A 15,580-nucleotide genomic window follows, 5' to 3' on the forward strand; every position below is an offset into this window, starting at 1 on the left:
TTTCCTTTATTCGATTTTTGCGCCGGGGCAGAGTTTGTTGAAGTCGTCTTGTTTCGCATCAGCGCCGCCACCGCGAACTTCCGGCTCTGGTTTGATGGCTTTCTTGGGTTTCGGTGCAAGGCTAACCTGCTTGCTAATCTGACCTAAGAGAAATGCTGCGCGAATTGGGTCTGTCTCAGCGGCTACACGCTGGCGTAGTTGTGGGTTCTTTCCGAGCGCATAGGCGATCAGTTCCGAACCTTCGTCTGCTGCATGAATCAGAATTTCCTGCTGAATCACTGGAAGCTCACGACGAACGATTTCCTCTGTCTCCCGATAGTCTTTAACCGGTAGCTTTGTTGCTCGTTCCTGGTGCTTCTGTAAGCGTTGCTGGAACTTCTGAATATTCTCCTGCTGCTGACGTTCCTGTTGCTGCTTCTGCTGATCGGCACGGCTCTTTTTCTCATGCCAGTCAGTCACCGCCTGTTCAAACGCCGCCTCGTCGTAGTCGCACGACTCAAGAGTCGGCTTTGGAGGCAATGCGTCTGATTGCGGTTGCTGCACCTCTGCCGGCTTGGATTGAATCTCCTCAAGTTGGCGACGCAGTTCCCGTAATTCTTTATCTTTCTCGCGATTGTTCTTGCGTAAATCTTTCACCCACTGAGGGGCTGGTTGACCATCAACGTGTTCGTCATCCTCTTCAGTAAGCGGTATTTCTTCATCACCGATACGCAGGGAGTATTCATCCTGCTGCTCTTCGGCCTGTTCACTTTCGGCAGTAACCTCTTGCTCAGTATCGGCCTGGTCTTTCTTCTCAGGCTGCTCTTGTTGCTCAGTGGTCACTTCTTCGGCTGATTCCTGTTTTTCAGACAGGTCAATAACCTGACCGTCGATGATCAGTTCGCTTTCCATTGATTACTCCTGATTAACTCGGCAGTGAGTCTGCCGGTGACTGTGGTGATGGGATTTGTTGCTGTTGAGACTCGGCCACGTCTTTAAGAAGCCTGATGGCCTCCATAACTGCCTTGTCATCGATATTTCTGGCCTGAGCCAACTTGTATACGGTATTGGCCTGACTCTCCATTGCATCCTGTTGTGCGGTGAATGCTTTGATTTGAGTCTGTGCTGTCTCGTTGTTGGCTTTCTGTACTTCGGCCTGAGCTGCAACCATTTGAGCTTGCGCCAGAACCATATTCGCATCTGGCTGGCTTTGCGCTGCTGCTTGAGCTTGCTGAACAAGTGCCTGCTCTTTGGCATTGCGTGGCTTGACAATTCCTGCGGTAAGCAACTTGTTACGGTTGTATTCCTTGTAATCGTCAAGACCCTCGCCATCCATGTTTTCCATAATCAGGCCGCGAATGATGCCGGCATCTGGGTCTTGAGGTGCCATGGTGCTCAGCACGCTTGTTAGCGCTGCAACTGTTGCGTCACGCCGTGCTGTATAGCTTGGCCCGACATCAACGGTGACATCGTAACGACCGGTTGAAAGGTCATTCAGTGCGACAACTTGTCCAGTCTGTCGGTCAACAACCTGCGCATTCATCAGCGCAATGTCATCTGTTCCGTCTTCGTTGACAACACGCACCTCGCGATCTGAACCGTAAACCTCACGAGCCATTGACAACCAGACCTCACCGGCTCGCTTCAGGCTCTTAGCCATATTGTCCAGGTAGATGAACGATGCCATATCTGCGCGGTTCATCAGGTTGTTAACCGTTTCCTGTGCGATATTGCTAGGCATCTGCTGCATTGCCTGGCTCCCGCCAGTTACTTCTTGAATGTCTGCACTGGTCTGCTGCAGTAACGCTGCCAGAGCCTGATTCATGACTGCCGGCTGCGTGTAACCTGCTGGGGTAGCACCTGCAATGATGTTTCCAGCCTTATCCTTCACCTCACGCAGTGGCAGGAACGCAGGACGCTTCTTGTTGCGAGCCTCCCAATGCTTTTCGAGCCCTCGAATTTGCTCCATGCCGACAATAGGAATTTGCCCAGGGTCTTGCGCTGCCGTGTCGGCAAGCATTGAAACCTGCAGGTTATACAAGCGCTGCGGGTCCATAGCTTTCGCAATGTGACCTTCTACGCGCTCAATATCGTCGATGAACCAGCGTTTACCATATACCGGGATGAGCGGGATATGTTCGCCTGGAATGCGTCTAGGCTTCTCAAGGAAGTTATGACCATCCACCACTGATACATAAACACGGCGGCGCTTAACTGAGCGACGCGCAACCTCCTGGAATCTAGAAAGAGCCAACTCATCTTCGATATCTTCAATCTGGTCGCTGTCGTAGGTAGCAATCTCGCCAGTGATTGGCTGGCGATAGCTGATTACATCTACAGACTCTTTGCGCACCTCGTAATACTTGGCGATGTAAACAACATCAGGCTCAAACCAGTCGTATTCCCAACTGGTCATTGTGGTTACATCGAGAGAAGCTGGAGGTGTCTTCCCATATTCGGCCTCGTACTTCTCAGGCGAAAGTGAGTACATGCAGAACGCCCATAGAGCGTCTGACTTGTCGTACTTCTTCGCGTCAGGGTCAAACCATACGGAGCGTGAAGGGTCATATACCGGCTCGATAGCTATGCGCTGGCGCTCATCCATCGGGTCGTATTCGTTGACCAGCATCGAGGTTAGGCGGAAGCAGCCAAATCCACCCGTTGCGGCGTCGTCAAATGCGTTATCGCAAGCCTCTCCACCATCAGTCTCTTCGTAGTCAGCGCGGAACAGGCCATTCAGCTTGTTGGCTAACTCTTCACTAGCCTCTTTGTCACCAGGACGAAACTTAACGGTGATTGTAGTGGTTTACTGAATTTGGCCACCTGAACAGAGGTGATATGCTCATCTCAGAACAATACAGGTGTCCCAATGAAAAAAAGAAATTTCAGCGCAGAGTTTAAACGCGAATCCGCTCAACTGGTTCTTGATCAGAACTACACCGTTGCAGCTGCGGCCAGTGCTATGGATGTGGGGCTTTCTACCATGACGCGATGGGTAAAGCAGTTGCGGGATGAAAGACAGGGCAAAACACCTAAAGCCTCCCCTATAACCCCGGAACAGATTGAAATACGTGAGCTAAAGAAAAAGCTACAACGCATGGAAATGGAAAACGACATATTAAAAAAGGCTACCGCGCTCTTGATGTCAGACTCCCTGAACAGTTCTCGTTAATCGGGAAACTCAGAGCGCAGTATCCTGTGGCCACACTCTGCCACGTGTTCGGGGTTCATCGCAGCAGCTACAAATACTGGGTGAAAAACCCCGAAAAGCCAGACGGCAAGCGGGCTGTATTACGTAGTCAGGTTCTGGAGCTGCATAACATCAGTCATGGCTCTGCTGGTGCAAGAAGTATCGCCATTATGGCAACCCTGAGAGGCTTCAGAATGGGACGCTGGCTTGCCGGCAGGCTCATGAAAGAACTGGGGCTGGTGAGTTGTCAGCAACCCACCCACCGGTATAAACGTGGTGGTCATGAACACATCGCTATCCCAAATCACCTTAAGCGACAGTTCGCAGTGACAGAGCCTAATCAGGTGTGGTGCGGCGATGTGACGTATATCTGGACAGGCAGCCGCTGGGCTTACCTCGCCGTTGTTCTCGATTTGTTCGCCAGGAAACCGGTAGGCTGGGCAATGTCATTCTCACCGGACAGCAGGTTAACCATCAAAGCACTGGAAATGGCGTGGGAAACCCGAGGTAAACCAGCGGGAGTGATGTTCCACAGTGACCAGGGTAGCCACTACACAAGCAGGCAGTTCCGGCAGTTATTGTGGCGTTACCGGATCAGGCAAAGTATGAGTCGACGCGGAAACTGTTGGGATACTCATTCTAATATACTTTCAAATACCGGATCGGACTGACCCGTGCTGGGATTGGCCCAGATGCCTTTGTGTTGACCTGTCGTCCGATTCAGGTATTTCCCGGGCATAGCCGGGCCCAGCGTTTGTGACCTGATAGGAGCTTTGTGCTGCATCCCGAGTGTCCTGTCCGGCGATGGGGATGGTTGTGCTACCAATATCTGGGGGCAAACCATGCAAAATGACTGTCAATCTCCTGAAAGCGTGATCCTGGGTGTCGATACACACCTTGATGTTCATGTCGGTGCTGTTATCAGTCAGGCAGGTAAACTGCTTGGCACCCGTATTATTCAAACAAATCAAACGGGCTATCTTGAACTACTTGATTGGGCTCGCTCTTTTGGGATCCTCGAACGAGCTGGCATTGAGGGAACCGGGACGTATGGCGCTGCGTTAACACGTTTTCTCATTAAGAATAGTATTTATGTTGTTGAAGTTAACCGGCCAGATCGCTCAAAACGCCGCCTTGAAGGGAAGTCAGATCCTCTGGATGCAGAGAATGCAGCCCGGACAGTACTTTCAGGGAGCAGCAAGGCCATACCAAAAATGCAGTCCGGCGCGTGTGAAGCTCTCCGGATTATCAGTGTTGCCCGACGCAGTGCAGTAAAAGCCCGCACGCAGGCGATTAATCAGCTTCGTGCGCTGCTGGTGAGTGCCCCTCAGGATGTTCGCGACAAACTCTGGAAATCGAAACCACACGAATGCGTAACCGCCTGCATTAACAGCGAGGTGTCAGAGTACTCCCCCTTACGGATAGCCCTGTGTAGCACGCTTCGAAGTCTTGCTAAACGATGGATAGTCCTGACTGAAGAGCTGAATGAACTGGACGAATCTCTGGATAAACTGACCCGCAAATATGCCAGTAATCTTCGTAGCCAGTTTGGGGTAGGCCCACAGACGGCTGCGACGCTGCTGGCCGTTGCAGGTGATAACCCCGAACGTTTAAAAAATGAAGCGGCTCTGGCTTCGCTCTGTGGTGTAAATCCGTTACCAGCATCATCAGGAAAAACTGTCAGGCACAGATTAAACCGCGGAGGCTCACGTGAAGCTAACAACGCCCTGTGGACAATAGCCCTTGTGCGTATGCGTAGTGATCCGCGCACAAAAATCTATGTAAACAGACGAACGGGTGAAGGGTTGTCGACCAAAGAGATCCTGAGATGCCTGAAACGCTACATCGTCCGTGAACTCTATCCATTGATTTTATCGGACCTCGCCTATGCCAATCGCCCGCTCTTGACATAGGAGCGTCAATAGCCCGATGGAACGCTTCTTCAGAAGTCTGAAAAACGAGTGGGTGCCAGTGACAGGCTATATAAACTTTAGCGAAGCAGCTCATGCGATCACAGACTATATCGTCGGGTATTACAGCTCGCTAAGGCCGCATGACTATAACGGTGGGTTACCCCCAAACGAATCGGAAAACCGATACTGGAAAAACTCTAAACCCGTGGCCAGTTTTAGTTGACCACTACAGATGCGGTTATTTCGATACTCAGCAATGATGCGGTTAAGCTCTGTCGCTACCTTGTTAATCTCGAACTTTGGATACTTCTCAAACTGGTCATCGAGTTTAGTCCCTGCTGCTGTAGAGCCTTCCCATTGCCCGCCTGGGACGCGAGCAAAACGGGTAGCCTCAATGCATTTCTCGCGTACATCCTGTTGCGGCGTGTACGCACGGTCGAACCTGAGCATCACGCGCTCATGTTTTTTCTCTAATGTTTCTGCCATGTTTACCAGCCTGAAGATGAAGGGACGTAGACATCCTCTTCAACGGGAGGATTCTTTATATCGGCATAACGAATTGAATAGCGACGCATCATGTAGGCGTACCGGACGGCATCGAGAATATCGTCACGAACCTTCACAATCTTTCCTTTCTCGTCGCGATGGTAGAAGTTGTACTCTTCAAAGAAGTCACGCAGCCCGGAGAACGCCTTGAATTTACCTCGCCGCATCAGATCAAACAGTTCGAACAGACCAGGCTCAACCGCCCTGCTACCATCCTCCCACTGCGCATGCTCGGGGAGCATCTGGAATCCGGCTTCCTCGTAGTACGATTTCTGCTGTAACCCTGAACCTTTCTCGGTCTGCAATCCATCAGGCGGCCATGCTGTGGGGACATTCTCAGACCATGATTTGACACTGCTAAATGCCTCTGCCGGTGATACCTGCCTAGCTTTGTATGCGCGGGTGAGATAAAACGCTTCGTTCTCAATGTCCCATGCCAGTTGCACGTGAGCCTGTGGATGGTCCCAACCGAAGTCCATGCCGTCGATAACCAGCCAGTGATCGGGGATTGGGAACGGGTCGCACTTAATAAAGTCCTCACCCAAGTCATATATTCGACCATGACCCAGCATCGGGATCCCCTTGGTGCGCATGTCGCGCTGATGCGGTGGGTAGGACTCCAGAAGGTCTTTCTTTACCTTCTCACTCAGGTGAGGCGCATCATCCCACCCGACATTCATGCAGTACTGCCCGGACGCTGGGTTATCCATGAATGCGATAACTAATTCTGTGCGACCATTCTCTGGGGTGAATGTCAGAATACCGCGTCCACCATTTCCACGGTCGCCGGTTGCCGTTCGCGTTAGCACCTGAGGATAAATCGTAGGGTCTTTCGGCTCTTCATCGATATGGAACCAGTCTACAGCATCACCCATGAGCGCGTGCTGGCCCTGTGAATACGACCAGAACTGGATTTTTGCTAGCTGACCTGACTTGTGTTGGATATATGCAGATCTAACCGCATTGGGAGTACCCTGCATTGGCTCTGTATCAATAATCAGCTCACCAGGTATCAGGCCGCCCTGCCATCCCGCATCAGTCTTTCGCCCGAGGATTGGCGTCTGTAGAAGATCTCGGCATTTCTCACCTGAATATCCCAGGCACCAGATCAACGGAGCATGATCGAATCTGTGACCAGACCATCCTTCAGGGTAATCACCCATTGCATGGATAGCGTCTATCCCTGTCCCTGTATCGGTCTTACCGGTTCGGTTGGCTGCGATGAGGGCTACCTGAGTGTAATCAGCCGTGGCCCCGATGAACTTCTTCTGCCATGGGTAACGAGTGTTGTAAAAGCGCCGATAACGATAGACACTCTCCCGTCTCTGCTTTTCTTCCAGCAACTGGATTAGCTCAATCTTCTGGCTCTTGGTCATCCCCGGAAGCAACGGCAACTTGTCCATTCGTCAGCTCCATTATTCGCTTATCAATGTCGTCATCTGAACGGTCGGCCAGCGTAATCGTCTGGTCGTGCTGAATGCGATCGCCATATTTTTTGGGCATGATTTTCGACAAATACCATTTGCGGGTATCTATACGGAGTCGTGAGCGCTGGACATGCTCTCCATTGAGCTGCCAGCCGATGGCATTGCCTTCTTTATCCAGCTTTTCCATCCAGTCGTTAGATCCATCGTCGGCAATGTCGAACAATTCCTCGGCCAGAGCTTCAGCCCCCTCTTCCTTAGCTCGCACGTATTGGGCGCGAAACTCAGGGATTCGGCTAATCCATCTCAGCACTGTTTGTTTACACGGCATCTCATCGTCACGACAGACAGAGCGCAGTGATTCACCCTCCGCCAGTCTCAGGCAGATTGTTTCCGCTAACTCTTCTGTGTAATCCGATGGGCGACCGCCTTTATTCGTTTCGTCACCCATAAATCACCTTAACTTGGAAATGTCATTGTTAATGCCTGTGCATACTGGCATGTGCGCCCAGGTGTTAGCTGAGTAATGCACATATCGCCAAGCAATGCCCATCCTGAACTCAGTAGCCCATTAACTTTTTCGGTAAATTCAGCTCGGTCATTGCTGACCACAATTTCATATCGATTAACACGGGTTATCCCTGCTCCGATTTGCTGAAAATACTCAACCTTTCCACCAACGGTGGCATGAACGGACTTAAGTGAGCCGAATGGGTAAAAATTATTTGCCATGTTGGCCGTGACAACGTTTACCAGATCAACTGCACTCCCCGCCGTCGCTGCCTGCATACTGGTTACTGGCATGATTATTCTCCTTCCGCCATGTTATTTTTAAAGTGTTCTGCAAAATGGCTGAACATGCGATCAAGCATGTAGCAGTATGTTTCGTTGGCATCGCCAGGATAGGTCGTGACACCTACATCTCGGCAGATATAGAACGCTACGTGAGCGCACTCATGAACCAGCGTGGCAATGTCTCCATTGAATACGCCGAGTAGGTAAAGATTTTCGCCAGTCTCAGTGTTGCAATATGTCTGCGTTGCTCCAGCAAGCATTTCATTGCCGCCTGCATCCACACCGAGGTGATGACATGCCTGCTCCCATTCATCCTTTGACCGACAGAGATAAACATTGGCGCAATGGAACAATGGCACGAAGAACCGAGGTAATTTAGGCCACTTCGTTTTAGCCATATCAGGCCGCCGTGGTAGTAAACAGGCCCAGAACCTCTTTAGCCTTACGTACCGCTTCAACGGTGCGCGAAGTGGTATCAGGGTTAGAGCCACCTGCGTTATAGTGGATTTTGAACAGTTCAAGTTTTAACTGATCAGTGCCAATAAACTGGAATGCCTCTTCGGCGGCTGCATTCTGATTGAGAACCAGTTTGTATACTTCCAGCTTGAATTGCTGCTCTTCGGTCATCTGAGTAATCTCTACCATTTTTGGAATATCCTGCTGGTTGATTAAGTATGGGGCCGGGGAATACCGACACACGCTACGTCATAAACCTATACAAAACTCTGCGAAGGCCACCTGATAGATAGCCTTGTCAGAATTTTATAAATCAGACTGCTTTGCCTTCCATCAGCGCAACCATGTCAGGGTCAAGTTGATCAACCAGCCTTTCGCGCGCAGCTGCCAGTATTTTTTTTCGGCCGCCAACGCCCTACTTATTCATGGTTCTCGCACAGTTACTGACTTCTTTTGTTTCAGTAGCAATAATCAAATCCAGACGGTTAAGCCGGTTCATATTGCTGAGGCCGGAAATAACTGCTTCACGAAATGTTTCGTAGGCCTGGATTTCAAACTCAGGTTTAATCCAGGCGGCATAACGTATAGCCAGTAACTCAGCACCCCACACTCCCTGAGTTGCCCCGCCATTCACAATGCTAAGTGACTGATTTTCTTCCAGACGACATTTTTGTCCTCTGGAGTCCAATGCTGAAACAAAACGCTTAACAGTGGCACTACGAATAAATTTGTTTGGCCGCTGAGACTCTGTAGCCTCTCCATTCGCCACTGCAGCAGCATGTAAATCGTTTAGGTTGTACCGGCCATCACCATCAACACGGACAGATAATCCATAAACATTCACAGTTTGATGTGTCATTGCGTTTACCTTTTAGAAAGTGAGCCTGTCTCACAGAAAAGCCGCCCGAGAGAGGTCGCCACCTACAACGGCTATTCTCAGGCTCGCTTACTGAAAGGATCTCGATTGATATGCGCGTGAGATGCGCAGGATTGGAGTTCGCAGCGTTCGCCACGCTTCACAGCGTTGCTTTGCCACTTACGGCTTACCCGTCAGCAAGATGTGATCACCCCCTTACGGAGTTACACAATTCTTTAAGGTGGTTACGGATGCCTTCCCCCGCTATCGCAGGCGATTTAAGGGATCAAGCTTTCGGCGCTCTTCTTCCCGCATGTTCACCTCCGTTAGTTCAAGCACTGTTCCCGGATGTATTGCTGCAATCCGGTCACTTGCTTTGTGATGGTTTCGATTCCGGCTCTGAGACGCCAATAATTGAGCTCAGCATCGGCTGTAAGCTGGGGGGATTCGCCATCATCCAGGCTGGCGGCTCCGGTGGTGCTTGCTTTTTGGGTGCAGGTGGCTGCGAGCTGCAACCGACGCTTGCCAGTAGCGACATCACCACGCAGAGTTTCAATCTGAGATTGTGCATCGGCTAATTCCCGGGAGTATTTGGCATCCAGAGCAGCAACATCGCGCTGCCGGGTTGTCATGTCGGTGATGGTGGCTGTGGCTGATTTAAGACCCAGTTCGGCGATATCGGCGCGTTTCTGTTCAGCCAGATATTTATCGCGATAGTGATTAGCCGACCATATCAGCCCACCGGCGACTGCAATCAGGAACGCCGCAATCAGCACTGTGTAGCGGATATTCATTTGTCACCCCATAAACAGACCTGGCGCTCTATCTCTCTACGGGTTATCAGACCCTGCCACTGCCTGCCACTGGCATAGGTCCAGCGACGCAGCTGATCACAGGCACCGTGGATATCGCCCTGGTTGATTTTCCGTAGCAGCGTAGAGGTCTTGAAGTTCCCGACGCCAACGTTATAGACAAACGAGTAAAGCGCCCCCCGGGTGGTTTCCGGCACCGGAACGCGGATATAGGGGGCTATCTGGCGCGCCACGGTGGCGAGGTCATGACTGAGCAGCTCATCGCACTCCGCCTGGCTGTATGTTTTGCCGGGGATGATGTCCTTGCCGGTGTGCCCGTAGCAGACTGTCCGGATGCCAGCCACATCCTGATAGGGCCGATACCGTACCCCTTCCAGGCCATCATGGCCCGTTGGGCCGGTAATCAGCATGGTCGCAATAGCAACAGCACTCCCACCGGCAGCGGCTACCGCCGACATCTTTTTAATCAGGTTGCCCATGGTTATTTTTCCTGCGGCGGAGGGGTGACATAGCCGCGCTCTAACGCTGCCTCATAGGCGCGCGTCTGGCGGCGTTTAAAGTAGAAATTCACGAAGAACGTCAGCAGGCCAATAATGAAGCCGCCGACCACTGCAACTAAATTCCAGTCGAGATCATGCATCCATCTGGCAATACCGCCCCAGCATATGAGGCTGCCTGATGTGCAGTACCCCACGGCTGAGGCAATTTTGTCTGGCATTTTGATTTTCATCTCTCACCTCGCTGTTGTAGCTGAGGCTGTGTGTGGAAAAATAGAGAAATAAGGCCCGCTGACACTGCGGGATATGGGGTATCTGAGGGTGATTGTCAGGGACCTGAAAAAGTGGCCCAGTGCCCGCATTGCAGTGCAGGCACCTGCATGGATTGGGTTATGAGCCCGTCACGCAGTGGGCCAGATACGAAAAAGCCCCGCATAAGCGAGGCCATATTTTTAGCAATAAAAAACCCGCACGGTGGCGGGCTTTTCTAAATTCATTTCTTTAAGGTCGCTTGCGACACAGCTTTGCGAAGCATATATAAATTATGCAGTTTCAAAACTTGTTTTCAAGTCTTTTTTACGAGTTTCTTCATTTTCGTATCCAAGTTCAGCTTTTAATGTAAAGAAGACAGCAGAGTTGAATAATTCGATACACCAGCGAACCCGATCAATACACTGCTTTTCAGTCAGAAATGGTGCGTAATAAAACTGCATCCACCGGGCCATGTCGTTAATCGTTTTTCGCCAGGTGTAATAGTCACGGCCAATTTCATATACCGGATTGCCCTGCCCGAACGATTTGAGAATGATAGCCTCCATAAATGCTGCCTCCTCCTCATCACCAGCATTTCCAATCAGCACGGACAATGATTTTTTCGGGCATATCAGCACCCTGGCCTTTTTCATCAGCTCATCACCGCTGTAACCGATTTTACGCAACCCGGCCAGTACATCAGTGATCTGCTCCTGTTGCTCTACCGTCCAGCCGGATAACGCCATAGCCCACAACCCCCCACCGCAGGATAAATGCCCGGTTCCGCTGCCACCGTATGCGCTCCCCCAGAGATTGAGTAGTGAACGAACCCAGCGGTTTTGTGCCGGAGTAATGCGCTGGTATTTACCCAGATACGAACGGCGTGGAGCCTGAGACAGTTTAATCCAGGGGTTGTTAGGGTCGGCACGCTGTACCGAGGCTTTCTGGTAATTATTCATGTCAGCACTGTTCACGCGGCCTCCTGGCGTTTCAGCTCTTTGAGTTTTGCCCGGTATTCATCCCGGATGCGGATATAGTCTTCTCTTGTCCACTTCGGTAGCTTGTGTGGTCCCATCAACGCATCAAAACGTGCCTGGCCTATTTTGGTGATGAGTGCGGGACGGTATGCCGTTAAATTTCCTGAAAGATGGTTATTGCAGGGGGCGCACTGCTTATGGCAGTTGTCCTCGTTAAACCGGAGTTCGGGGTTGCCGCCGGTGGTGCGGAAATGGCCAGCGTGATACTGACCGTCATGAAATCGCCCGCAACTGATACATGGCTGATCCCGATCCCGGTAGCGAATGTAACTGTTGAATGCCTGTTGAGCCTGCCGAGCAAAATAACTCAGCGGCTTTACTGATTCTTTCTTTTCACGCCAGCGAGCGCGCTCTGCTTTCTCAGCCTTTTTCTTTTCCCGCTGAGCCACCGCTTTTGCAATGTCATTTTCTTTCTTGCCGTTAACGCGGGCGCATTCCAGTGTGCAAACGATCTGGTTATCGCGAACCGGATGAAACCACTCATGGCAGACTTTGCACTTGCGACGTGGTTGCTTAGCCATGGTTTTTCCTCCGCGCAGCGTGACGCAGCCAGCGAACATCAGCCAGGTGTGCTGAATAGTTGAATGTGGGGATCTGCGAGGGATTTAATTCAGGACGCGCCTTTCGTCTGGCCCGGACTCTGAAAATGTTGCGCTCGATAACGCTGGCCATGAGGCTACGCATGGGTTTCTCCCCAGCGCTGTGCCCACTCAATGCGCTGTTTTGACTTATCGCTAAACGTCACATTATGCTCAGTACCGAACCAATAAATGGCCTCGATGACGTCGCATAGATAGCGTTTGCTGGATTTAGACGTTCGAACGCCGAAATACACCCGTCCGCCACCAATGCCTGGCGCTGACTTTTGCGACTCCCCCTTCTGGGTCTGATTTACCAGAACGGTAATGAGATCCTTCCATTGCTCACGCTCCAGCTTTTCGCCATACCAAACGACCTGCTCAGACAGATCTTTCAGTAATGGCCACATCAGGCGATTTTGTTTTTCTGTGCGGGTTTCTTCCCGAGCCTCAACAATCAGGGGCGATCGGGAATCTACAGGTAACGACTGGATATGTGCTATCGCGTTGCGCTTAATAGCATCGTTGATGAGCGTGTATTGCTGTTTCACGCATCACCTCCGCAGAGGCTGAACGCTGATAGCAGAAAGTCGCTGGCGCCGGGTAGCGTCAGTAAGTGGGGAATATTGATAAATAGCTGGGCCATGGTTTCCTCTCCATAGCACAGCGTTGCTCCGATACCGGTTGTTCAGGCCGATACTGTAAATAATACCAGGTGATAATTTAAAATCAACAGGAGATAAAAACCCGCCGGAGCGGGTTTGCTGATTACTGTCTACGATTATCCGTTATCAACGTAGCGTTATCCGTTATGTCCGGCGCTATCCGTTATGACCTGTAATGTCGGCCTGGCCCAACTTGTAAGCCCGGCTTACAGGTTCATTCCCCGCGAGCATGGCGGCACGGCAGGCGTTCCAGCCCCTCACTTCGGCAATAGCAGCTACTGCATCAACGGCGTACATGCTCAGTGTATTTGGCATTGGCTTTTCTTCCGGCACTACCGGTGCTGACTGTTGGGCTGCGTAAAGATACTCGATATCCACGCCATTCTCTTTCGTAAACCCCGCCGCAATAAATTCAGGCATTTTACGAGCGGATGCATATGTCCATCGCGCATCGCTATCATCCCGTCGCCAGCGCAACGCCACCGGCTCGCTGTCCATTGCGGCCAACAATTCAGCAGCCATTCGATGGGCGACGTGGCTTTTTCCGTATGTTGCGACAACATCGTTGAGTTCATCTCTTGTTAATTTGCTGGTCATTGGTTGGCTTCCCTGAACAATATTGACTGCCGAAAACCGATTAGGGACCACAGTCCATCAATACGCTGGCTCATTTCGTACCAAACGAGGTTGTCGCCACAAATGCAAATATCAGCACCGCGTGGTTCTGAGTCGTATATAGTGCCCGGTGTAAACAAGTCAGGTTTTGTCGAGCTAACACAAAGCATTTTTGTAACAGCCATTTACTCAGCCTCCCACTTGATGCCTGCATCGCCCAGCGCCCGCTCCACCTGTTCCTGATAGCCCTGACCACCGGCGCTAACTTCCTGTGGCAGCTTCACGGTGCGGGACTCCAGCTCGGCGATACGATGGCGGGCGGCATCCAGTTCCGCCAGCATCTGGCGCATGTTTTCCGGGGAGACAGCGGCGATATAACGTTCGTATACCTCTGCGATGAACAGAACATCCTGGCTATGAATGCCTGTGTTTCTGGCGGCCAGGTTTTTTATCAACTCTACCCACGGTAGTTTTTTCTCATATTCCGCCAGCGCCTCAGCCAGGGTTATAGGTGAGATAACCAGTTCGCGAGATTTCATTTGCTCTACCTGGGCCTCAAGCTCGGCTATGCGCTGCTGCGTCTTCTCCAGTGCCTCTACCAGCTCAGCATTTCGGGATTCAGCCTCCTTCAGTTTTTTGGTCAACCTGTCGTGACCATCAACAATTTTCGAAACCTGGCTAACCATACGCTCTTCTGCGCGTTCTACGGCATCACACAACGCCCTGGTGCTAACGACTCTTTTCCCGGACTCACAGAGGGCATGCAATGGTGTAAAAAACTCGCGGCGATCCATACGTGCAGCGACGATAATCAAAATATTCCCCGATTCGCGGGCAGTTTCTTGTGTCAGTTCTGTGATTTCAGTCATGGCTGACCTCCATATATGCAGTGATAAAAGCCCTGGCAGCTTCGGCGTTGATTGCATTCCCGTACCCCTTTAAGCGGCCAACCCTGTTGCGGCTTGCCACTCTGGCCACCCCGGGCTCGACTCGTCCCATGCGTGCGGTAGCCCCATCAACCAGCGGGAATGTGCCGGGTTCAACTGGACGCCACTTTCCATCCCGACAAAAGAGCCAGTCCGCATCTCGCCAAAAACCGTTAACCTCAAGGGGCCGCATGTGTACGCCTGGCGCGGAAGCTGGTCCAGTCGTGCCTTCCCGTCCCGCTGCGCCGTCATTCCCGCTGAGTCCTTCCAGTCGCGCGATGTTGGAGTTACCCAGCCCGCCATCTTCACCAGCCCGGCAAGATTCTCCAGCCCTCTCTGTGTTTCTGGCTGATCCTTTATGTTCGCGACCGGCGTCGGCCAGCCGGACATCATCGCCGCTGTTTGAATATTCATCCCGCCCTGGCGCCCTGACGTTCCCGCGCCAGTCACTGATGACGCTGTCGGCGTTGGCCACCCAGTAGGCCCGCTCTCTGATGTGCGGCGCACCGATGCCCGCTGACGTGAACGGCACAAGCCCAAAGGCGTAGCCCACTGCTTCCAGGTCTGCTTGTACAAGATCGAACCATGCATTTGCGTTACCGCTTGCAACCTGTTCGCCAAAGACATGCTGAGGTCTGCGCTCGCTGATGAGATGGAAGAGATAGGGCCAAAGGTGCCGCTCGTCAGCAAACCCATCACCTTTGCCTGCCGCGCTGAAAGGCTGGCACGGACAGGAACCAGTCCAGACGGGCTTATCATCAGGCCATCCTGCCCGCCGCAATGCGAGGCTCCAGACACCAATTCCGGCGAAGAAATGACACTGTGTAAATCCTCTGAGGTCGTCAGGTGTGACATCTTCAATGCTCCTTTCGTCTACTTCGCCTGGGGCAATATGACCGCCAGCAATCAGGTTACGCAGCCACTGAGCTGCAAATTGGTCTATTTCGTTGTAATAGGCGGTAGCGCTCATGCCCGCACCCCGCTAAAAATTTTATGAATCTGGTAGCCCTGCCAGTTGGCACGGCACTCGTCGAAAATG

The 15,580-nt window shown here is 51.8% G+C and carries 17 protein-coding genes and 5 pseudogenes; 3 read left to right on the forward strand and 19 right to left on the reverse strand.

All coding sequences use genetic code 11. From position 1 onward, the window contains the following. Positions 1–6: 6 nt before the first annotated feature. The gene (locus EBL_RS10490) at positions 7–891 is read right to left on the reverse strand and encodes a hypothetical protein (protein ID WP_002443472.1); all 885 of its coding nucleotides are present in this window, start codon (positions 889–891) and stop codon (positions 7–9) included. Positions 892–904: 13 nt separating this feature from the next. Continuing rightward, positions 905–2,776, reverse strand: a pseudogene (locus EBL_RS10495) (portal protein); the annotation flags it as partial. A 72-nt stretch (positions 2,777–2,848) separates the two neighbouring features. Between EBL_RS10495 and EBL_RS10505 the strand changes: the two are divergent. From EBL_RS10505 to EBL_RS19955, 3 genes and pseudogenes are all read left to right on the forward strand, one after another. Then, positions 2,849–3,801 (forward strand): annotated as a pseudogene (locus tag EBL_RS10505) (IS3 family transposase); the annotation flags it as partial. A 210-nt stretch (positions 3,802–4,011) separates the two neighbouring features. After that, positions 4,012–5,082: an IS110 family RNA-guided transposase gene (locus EBL_RS10510; protein ID WP_002445664.1), complete on the forward strand. Its 1,071-nt coding sequence runs from the start codon at positions 4,012–4,014 to the stop codon at positions 5,080–5,082. Positions 5,083–5,089: 7 nt separating this feature from the next. Beyond that, a pseudogene (locus tag EBL_RS19955) lies at positions 5,090–5,305 on the forward strand (integrase core domain-containing protein); the annotation flags it as partial. Between the two features lie 8 nt (positions 5,306–5,313). Here the strand turns inward: EBL_RS19955 and EBL_RS10515 are convergent. The 17 genes and pseudogenes from EBL_RS10515 to EBL_RS10590 form a co-directional block, all read right to left on the reverse strand. Beyond that, positions 5,314–5,568 (reverse strand): annotated as a pseudogene (locus EBL_RS10515) (portal protein); the annotation flags it as partial. Between the two features lie 2 nt (positions 5,569–5,570). Next, positions 5,571–7,031, reverse strand: coding sequence for a phage terminase large subunit family protein (locus EBL_RS10520; protein ID WP_002440523.1), 1,461 nt, complete (start codon positions 7,029–7,031; stop codon positions 5,571–5,573). Continuing rightward, positions 6,982–7,503, reverse strand: a complete 522-nt coding sequence (locus EBL_RS10525) for a terminase small subunit-like protein (RefSeq protein ID WP_002440522.1) — start codon at positions 7,501–7,503, stop codon at positions 6,982–6,984. Before EBL_RS10525 ends, EBL_RS10520 begins: the two co-directional genes overlap by 50 nt. An 8-nt stretch (positions 7,504–7,511) precedes the next feature. Beyond that, positions 7,512–7,856 carry a DUF1737 domain-containing protein gene (locus EBL_RS10530; protein ID WP_002440521.1) on the reverse strand — a complete coding sequence of 115 codons (345 nt, stop codon included), beginning with the start codon at positions 7,854–7,856 and terminating at the stop codon, positions 7,512–7,514. 2 nt (positions 7,857–7,858) lie between these two features. After that, entirely contained in the window at positions 7,859–8,245 is a 387-nt protein-coding gene (locus tag EBL_RS10535; RefSeq protein WP_002440520.1) for a hypothetical protein, read from the reverse strand. A 1-nt stretch (position 8,246) separates the two neighbouring features. After that, positions 8,247–8,492 (reverse strand): DUF2560 family protein, encoded by a 246-nt coding sequence (locus tag EBL_RS10540; protein WP_002440519.1) that lies wholly within the window; start codon positions 8,490–8,492, stop codon positions 8,247–8,249. A 124-nt stretch (positions 8,493–8,616) separates the two neighbouring features. Then, positions 8,617–9,162 (reverse strand): annotated as a pseudogene (locus EBL_RS10545) (KilA-N domain-containing protein). 323 nt (positions 9,163–9,485) lie between these two features. Beyond that, entirely contained in the window at positions 9,486–9,953 is a 468-nt protein-coding gene (locus EBL_RS10550) for a lysis protein (protein WP_002440517.1), read from the reverse strand. After that, the gene (locus EBL_RS10555) at positions 9,950–10,429 is read right to left on the reverse strand and encodes a lysozyme (protein WP_373278392.1); all 480 of its coding nucleotides are present in this window, start codon (positions 10,427–10,429) and stop codon (positions 9,950–9,952) included. The genes EBL_RS10550 and EBL_RS10555 overlap by 4 nt, the downstream gene beginning before the upstream one ends. A gap of 23 nt (positions 10,430–10,452) precedes the next feature. After that, entirely contained in the window at positions 10,453–10,701 is a 249-nt protein-coding gene (locus EBL_RS10560; RefSeq protein ID WP_002440515.1) for a class II holin family protein, read from the reverse strand. Positions 10,702–11,010: 309 nt separating this feature from the next. Further along, entirely contained in the window at positions 11,011–11,679 is a 669-nt protein-coding gene (locus tag EBL_RS10565; RefSeq protein WP_014716057.1) for a hypothetical protein, read from the reverse strand. Positions 11,680–11,690: 11 nt separating this feature from the next. Next, a complete protein-coding gene (locus tag EBL_RS10570; RefSeq protein WP_002440513.1) occupies positions 11,691–12,278 on the reverse strand; it encodes a recombination protein NinG in 588 nt (195 codons plus the stop codon). Continuing rightward, positions 12,271–12,441 (reverse strand): NinE family protein, encoded by a 171-nt coding sequence (locus tag EBL_RS20585; RefSeq protein ID WP_126298260.1) that lies wholly within the window; start codon positions 12,439–12,441, stop codon positions 12,271–12,273. The genes EBL_RS10570 and EBL_RS20585 overlap by 8 nt, the downstream gene beginning before the upstream one ends. Then, entirely contained in the window at positions 12,434–12,886 is a 453-nt protein-coding gene (locus tag EBL_RS10575) for a recombination protein NinB (RefSeq protein WP_002440512.1), read from the reverse strand. The genes EBL_RS20585 and EBL_RS10575 overlap by 8 nt, the downstream gene beginning before the upstream one ends. Positions 12,887–13,156: 270 nt before the next feature. Next, positions 13,157–13,597 (reverse strand): hypothetical protein, encoded by a 441-nt coding sequence (locus EBL_RS10580; RefSeq protein WP_002440510.1) that lies wholly within the window; start codon positions 13,595–13,597, stop codon positions 13,157–13,159. Between the two features lie 203 nt (positions 13,598–13,800). Further along, the gene (locus tag EBL_RS10585) at positions 13,801–14,484 is read right to left on the reverse strand and encodes a hypothetical protein (RefSeq protein ID WP_002440507.1); all 684 of its coding nucleotides are present in this window, start codon (positions 14,482–14,484) and stop codon (positions 13,801–13,803) included. Further along, positions 14,477–15,511, reverse strand: coding sequence for a DNA cytosine methyltransferase (locus tag EBL_RS10590; RefSeq protein ID WP_002440505.1), 1,035 nt, complete (start codon positions 15,509–15,511; stop codon positions 14,477–14,479). Before EBL_RS10590 ends, EBL_RS10585 begins: the two co-directional genes overlap by 8 nt. Positions 15,512–15,580 lie beyond the last annotated feature (69 nt).

Source organism: Shimwellia blattae DSM 4481 = NBRC 105725, assembly GCF_000262305.1.
GTDB lineage: Bacteria > Pseudomonadota > Gammaproteobacteria > Enterobacterales > Enterobacteriaceae > Shimwellia > Shimwellia blattae.

What these genes read in the sequence shown, in the direction of transcription:
- EBL_RS10490 (WP_002443472.1), bottom strand. Translation starts at nt 891, where the DNA reads ATGGAAAGCGAACTGATCATCGACGGTCAGGTTATTGACCTGTCTGAA.
- EBL_RS10550 (WP_002440517.1), bottom strand. Translation starts at nt 9,953, where the DNA reads ATGAATATCCGCTACACAGTGCTGATTGCGGCGTTCCTGATTGCAGTC.
- EBL_RS10535 (WP_002440520.1), bottom strand. Translation starts at nt 8,245, where the DNA reads ATGGCTAAAACGAAGTGGCCTAAATTACCTCGGTTCTTCGTGCCATTG.
- EBL_RS10540 (WP_002440519.1), bottom strand. Translation starts at nt 8,492, where the DNA reads ATGGTAGAGATTACTCAGATGACCGAAGAGCAGCAATTCAAGCTGGAA.
- EBL_RS10520 (WP_002440523.1), bottom strand. Translation starts at nt 7,031, where the DNA reads ATGGACAAGTTGCCGTTGCTTCCGGGGATGACCAAGAGCCAGAAGATT.
- EBL_RS10590 (WP_002440505.1), bottom strand. Translation starts at nt 15,511, where the DNA reads ATGAGCGCTACCGCCTATTACAACGAAATAGACCAATTTGCAGCTCAG.
- EBL_RS10565 (WP_014716057.1), bottom strand. Translation starts at nt 11,679, where the DNA reads ATGAATAATTACCAGAAAGCCTCGGTACAGCGTGCCGACCCTAACAAC.
- EBL_RS10580 (WP_002440510.1), bottom strand. Translation starts at nt 13,597, where the DNA reads ATGACCAGCAAATTAACAAGAGATGAACTCAACGATGTTGTCGCAACA.
- EBL_RS10530 (WP_002440521.1), bottom strand. Translation starts at nt 7,856, where the DNA reads ATGCCAGTAACCAGTATGCAGGCAGCGACGGCGGGGAGTGCAGTTGAT.
- EBL_RS10525 (WP_002440522.1), bottom strand. Translation starts at nt 7,503, where the DNA reads ATGGGTGACGAAACGAATAAAGGCGGTCGCCCATCGGATTACACAGAA.
- EBL_RS10570 (WP_002440513.1), bottom strand. Translation starts at nt 12,278, where the DNA reads ATGGCTAAGCAACCACGTCGCAAGTGCAAAGTCTGCCATGAGTGGTTT.
- EBL_RS20585 (WP_126298260.1), bottom strand. Translation starts at nt 12,441, where the DNA reads ATGCGTAGCCTCATGGCCAGCGTTATCGAGCGCAACATTTTCAGAGTC.
- EBL_RS10510 (WP_002445664.1), top strand. Translation starts at nt 4,012, where the DNA reads ATGCAAAATGACTGTCAATCTCCTGAAAGCGTGATCCTGGGTGTCGAT.
- EBL_RS10560 (WP_002440515.1), bottom strand. Translation starts at nt 10,701, where the DNA reads ATGAAAATCAAAATGCCAGACAAAATTGCCTCAGCCGTGGGGTACTGC.
- EBL_RS10585 (WP_002440507.1), bottom strand. Translation starts at nt 14,484, where the DNA reads ATGACTGAAATCACAGAACTGACACAAGAAACTGCCCGCGAATCGGGG.
- EBL_RS10555 (WP_373278392.1), bottom strand. Translation starts at nt 10,429, where the DNA reads ATGTCGGCGGTAGCCGCTGCCGGTGGGAGTGCTGTTGCTATTGCGACC.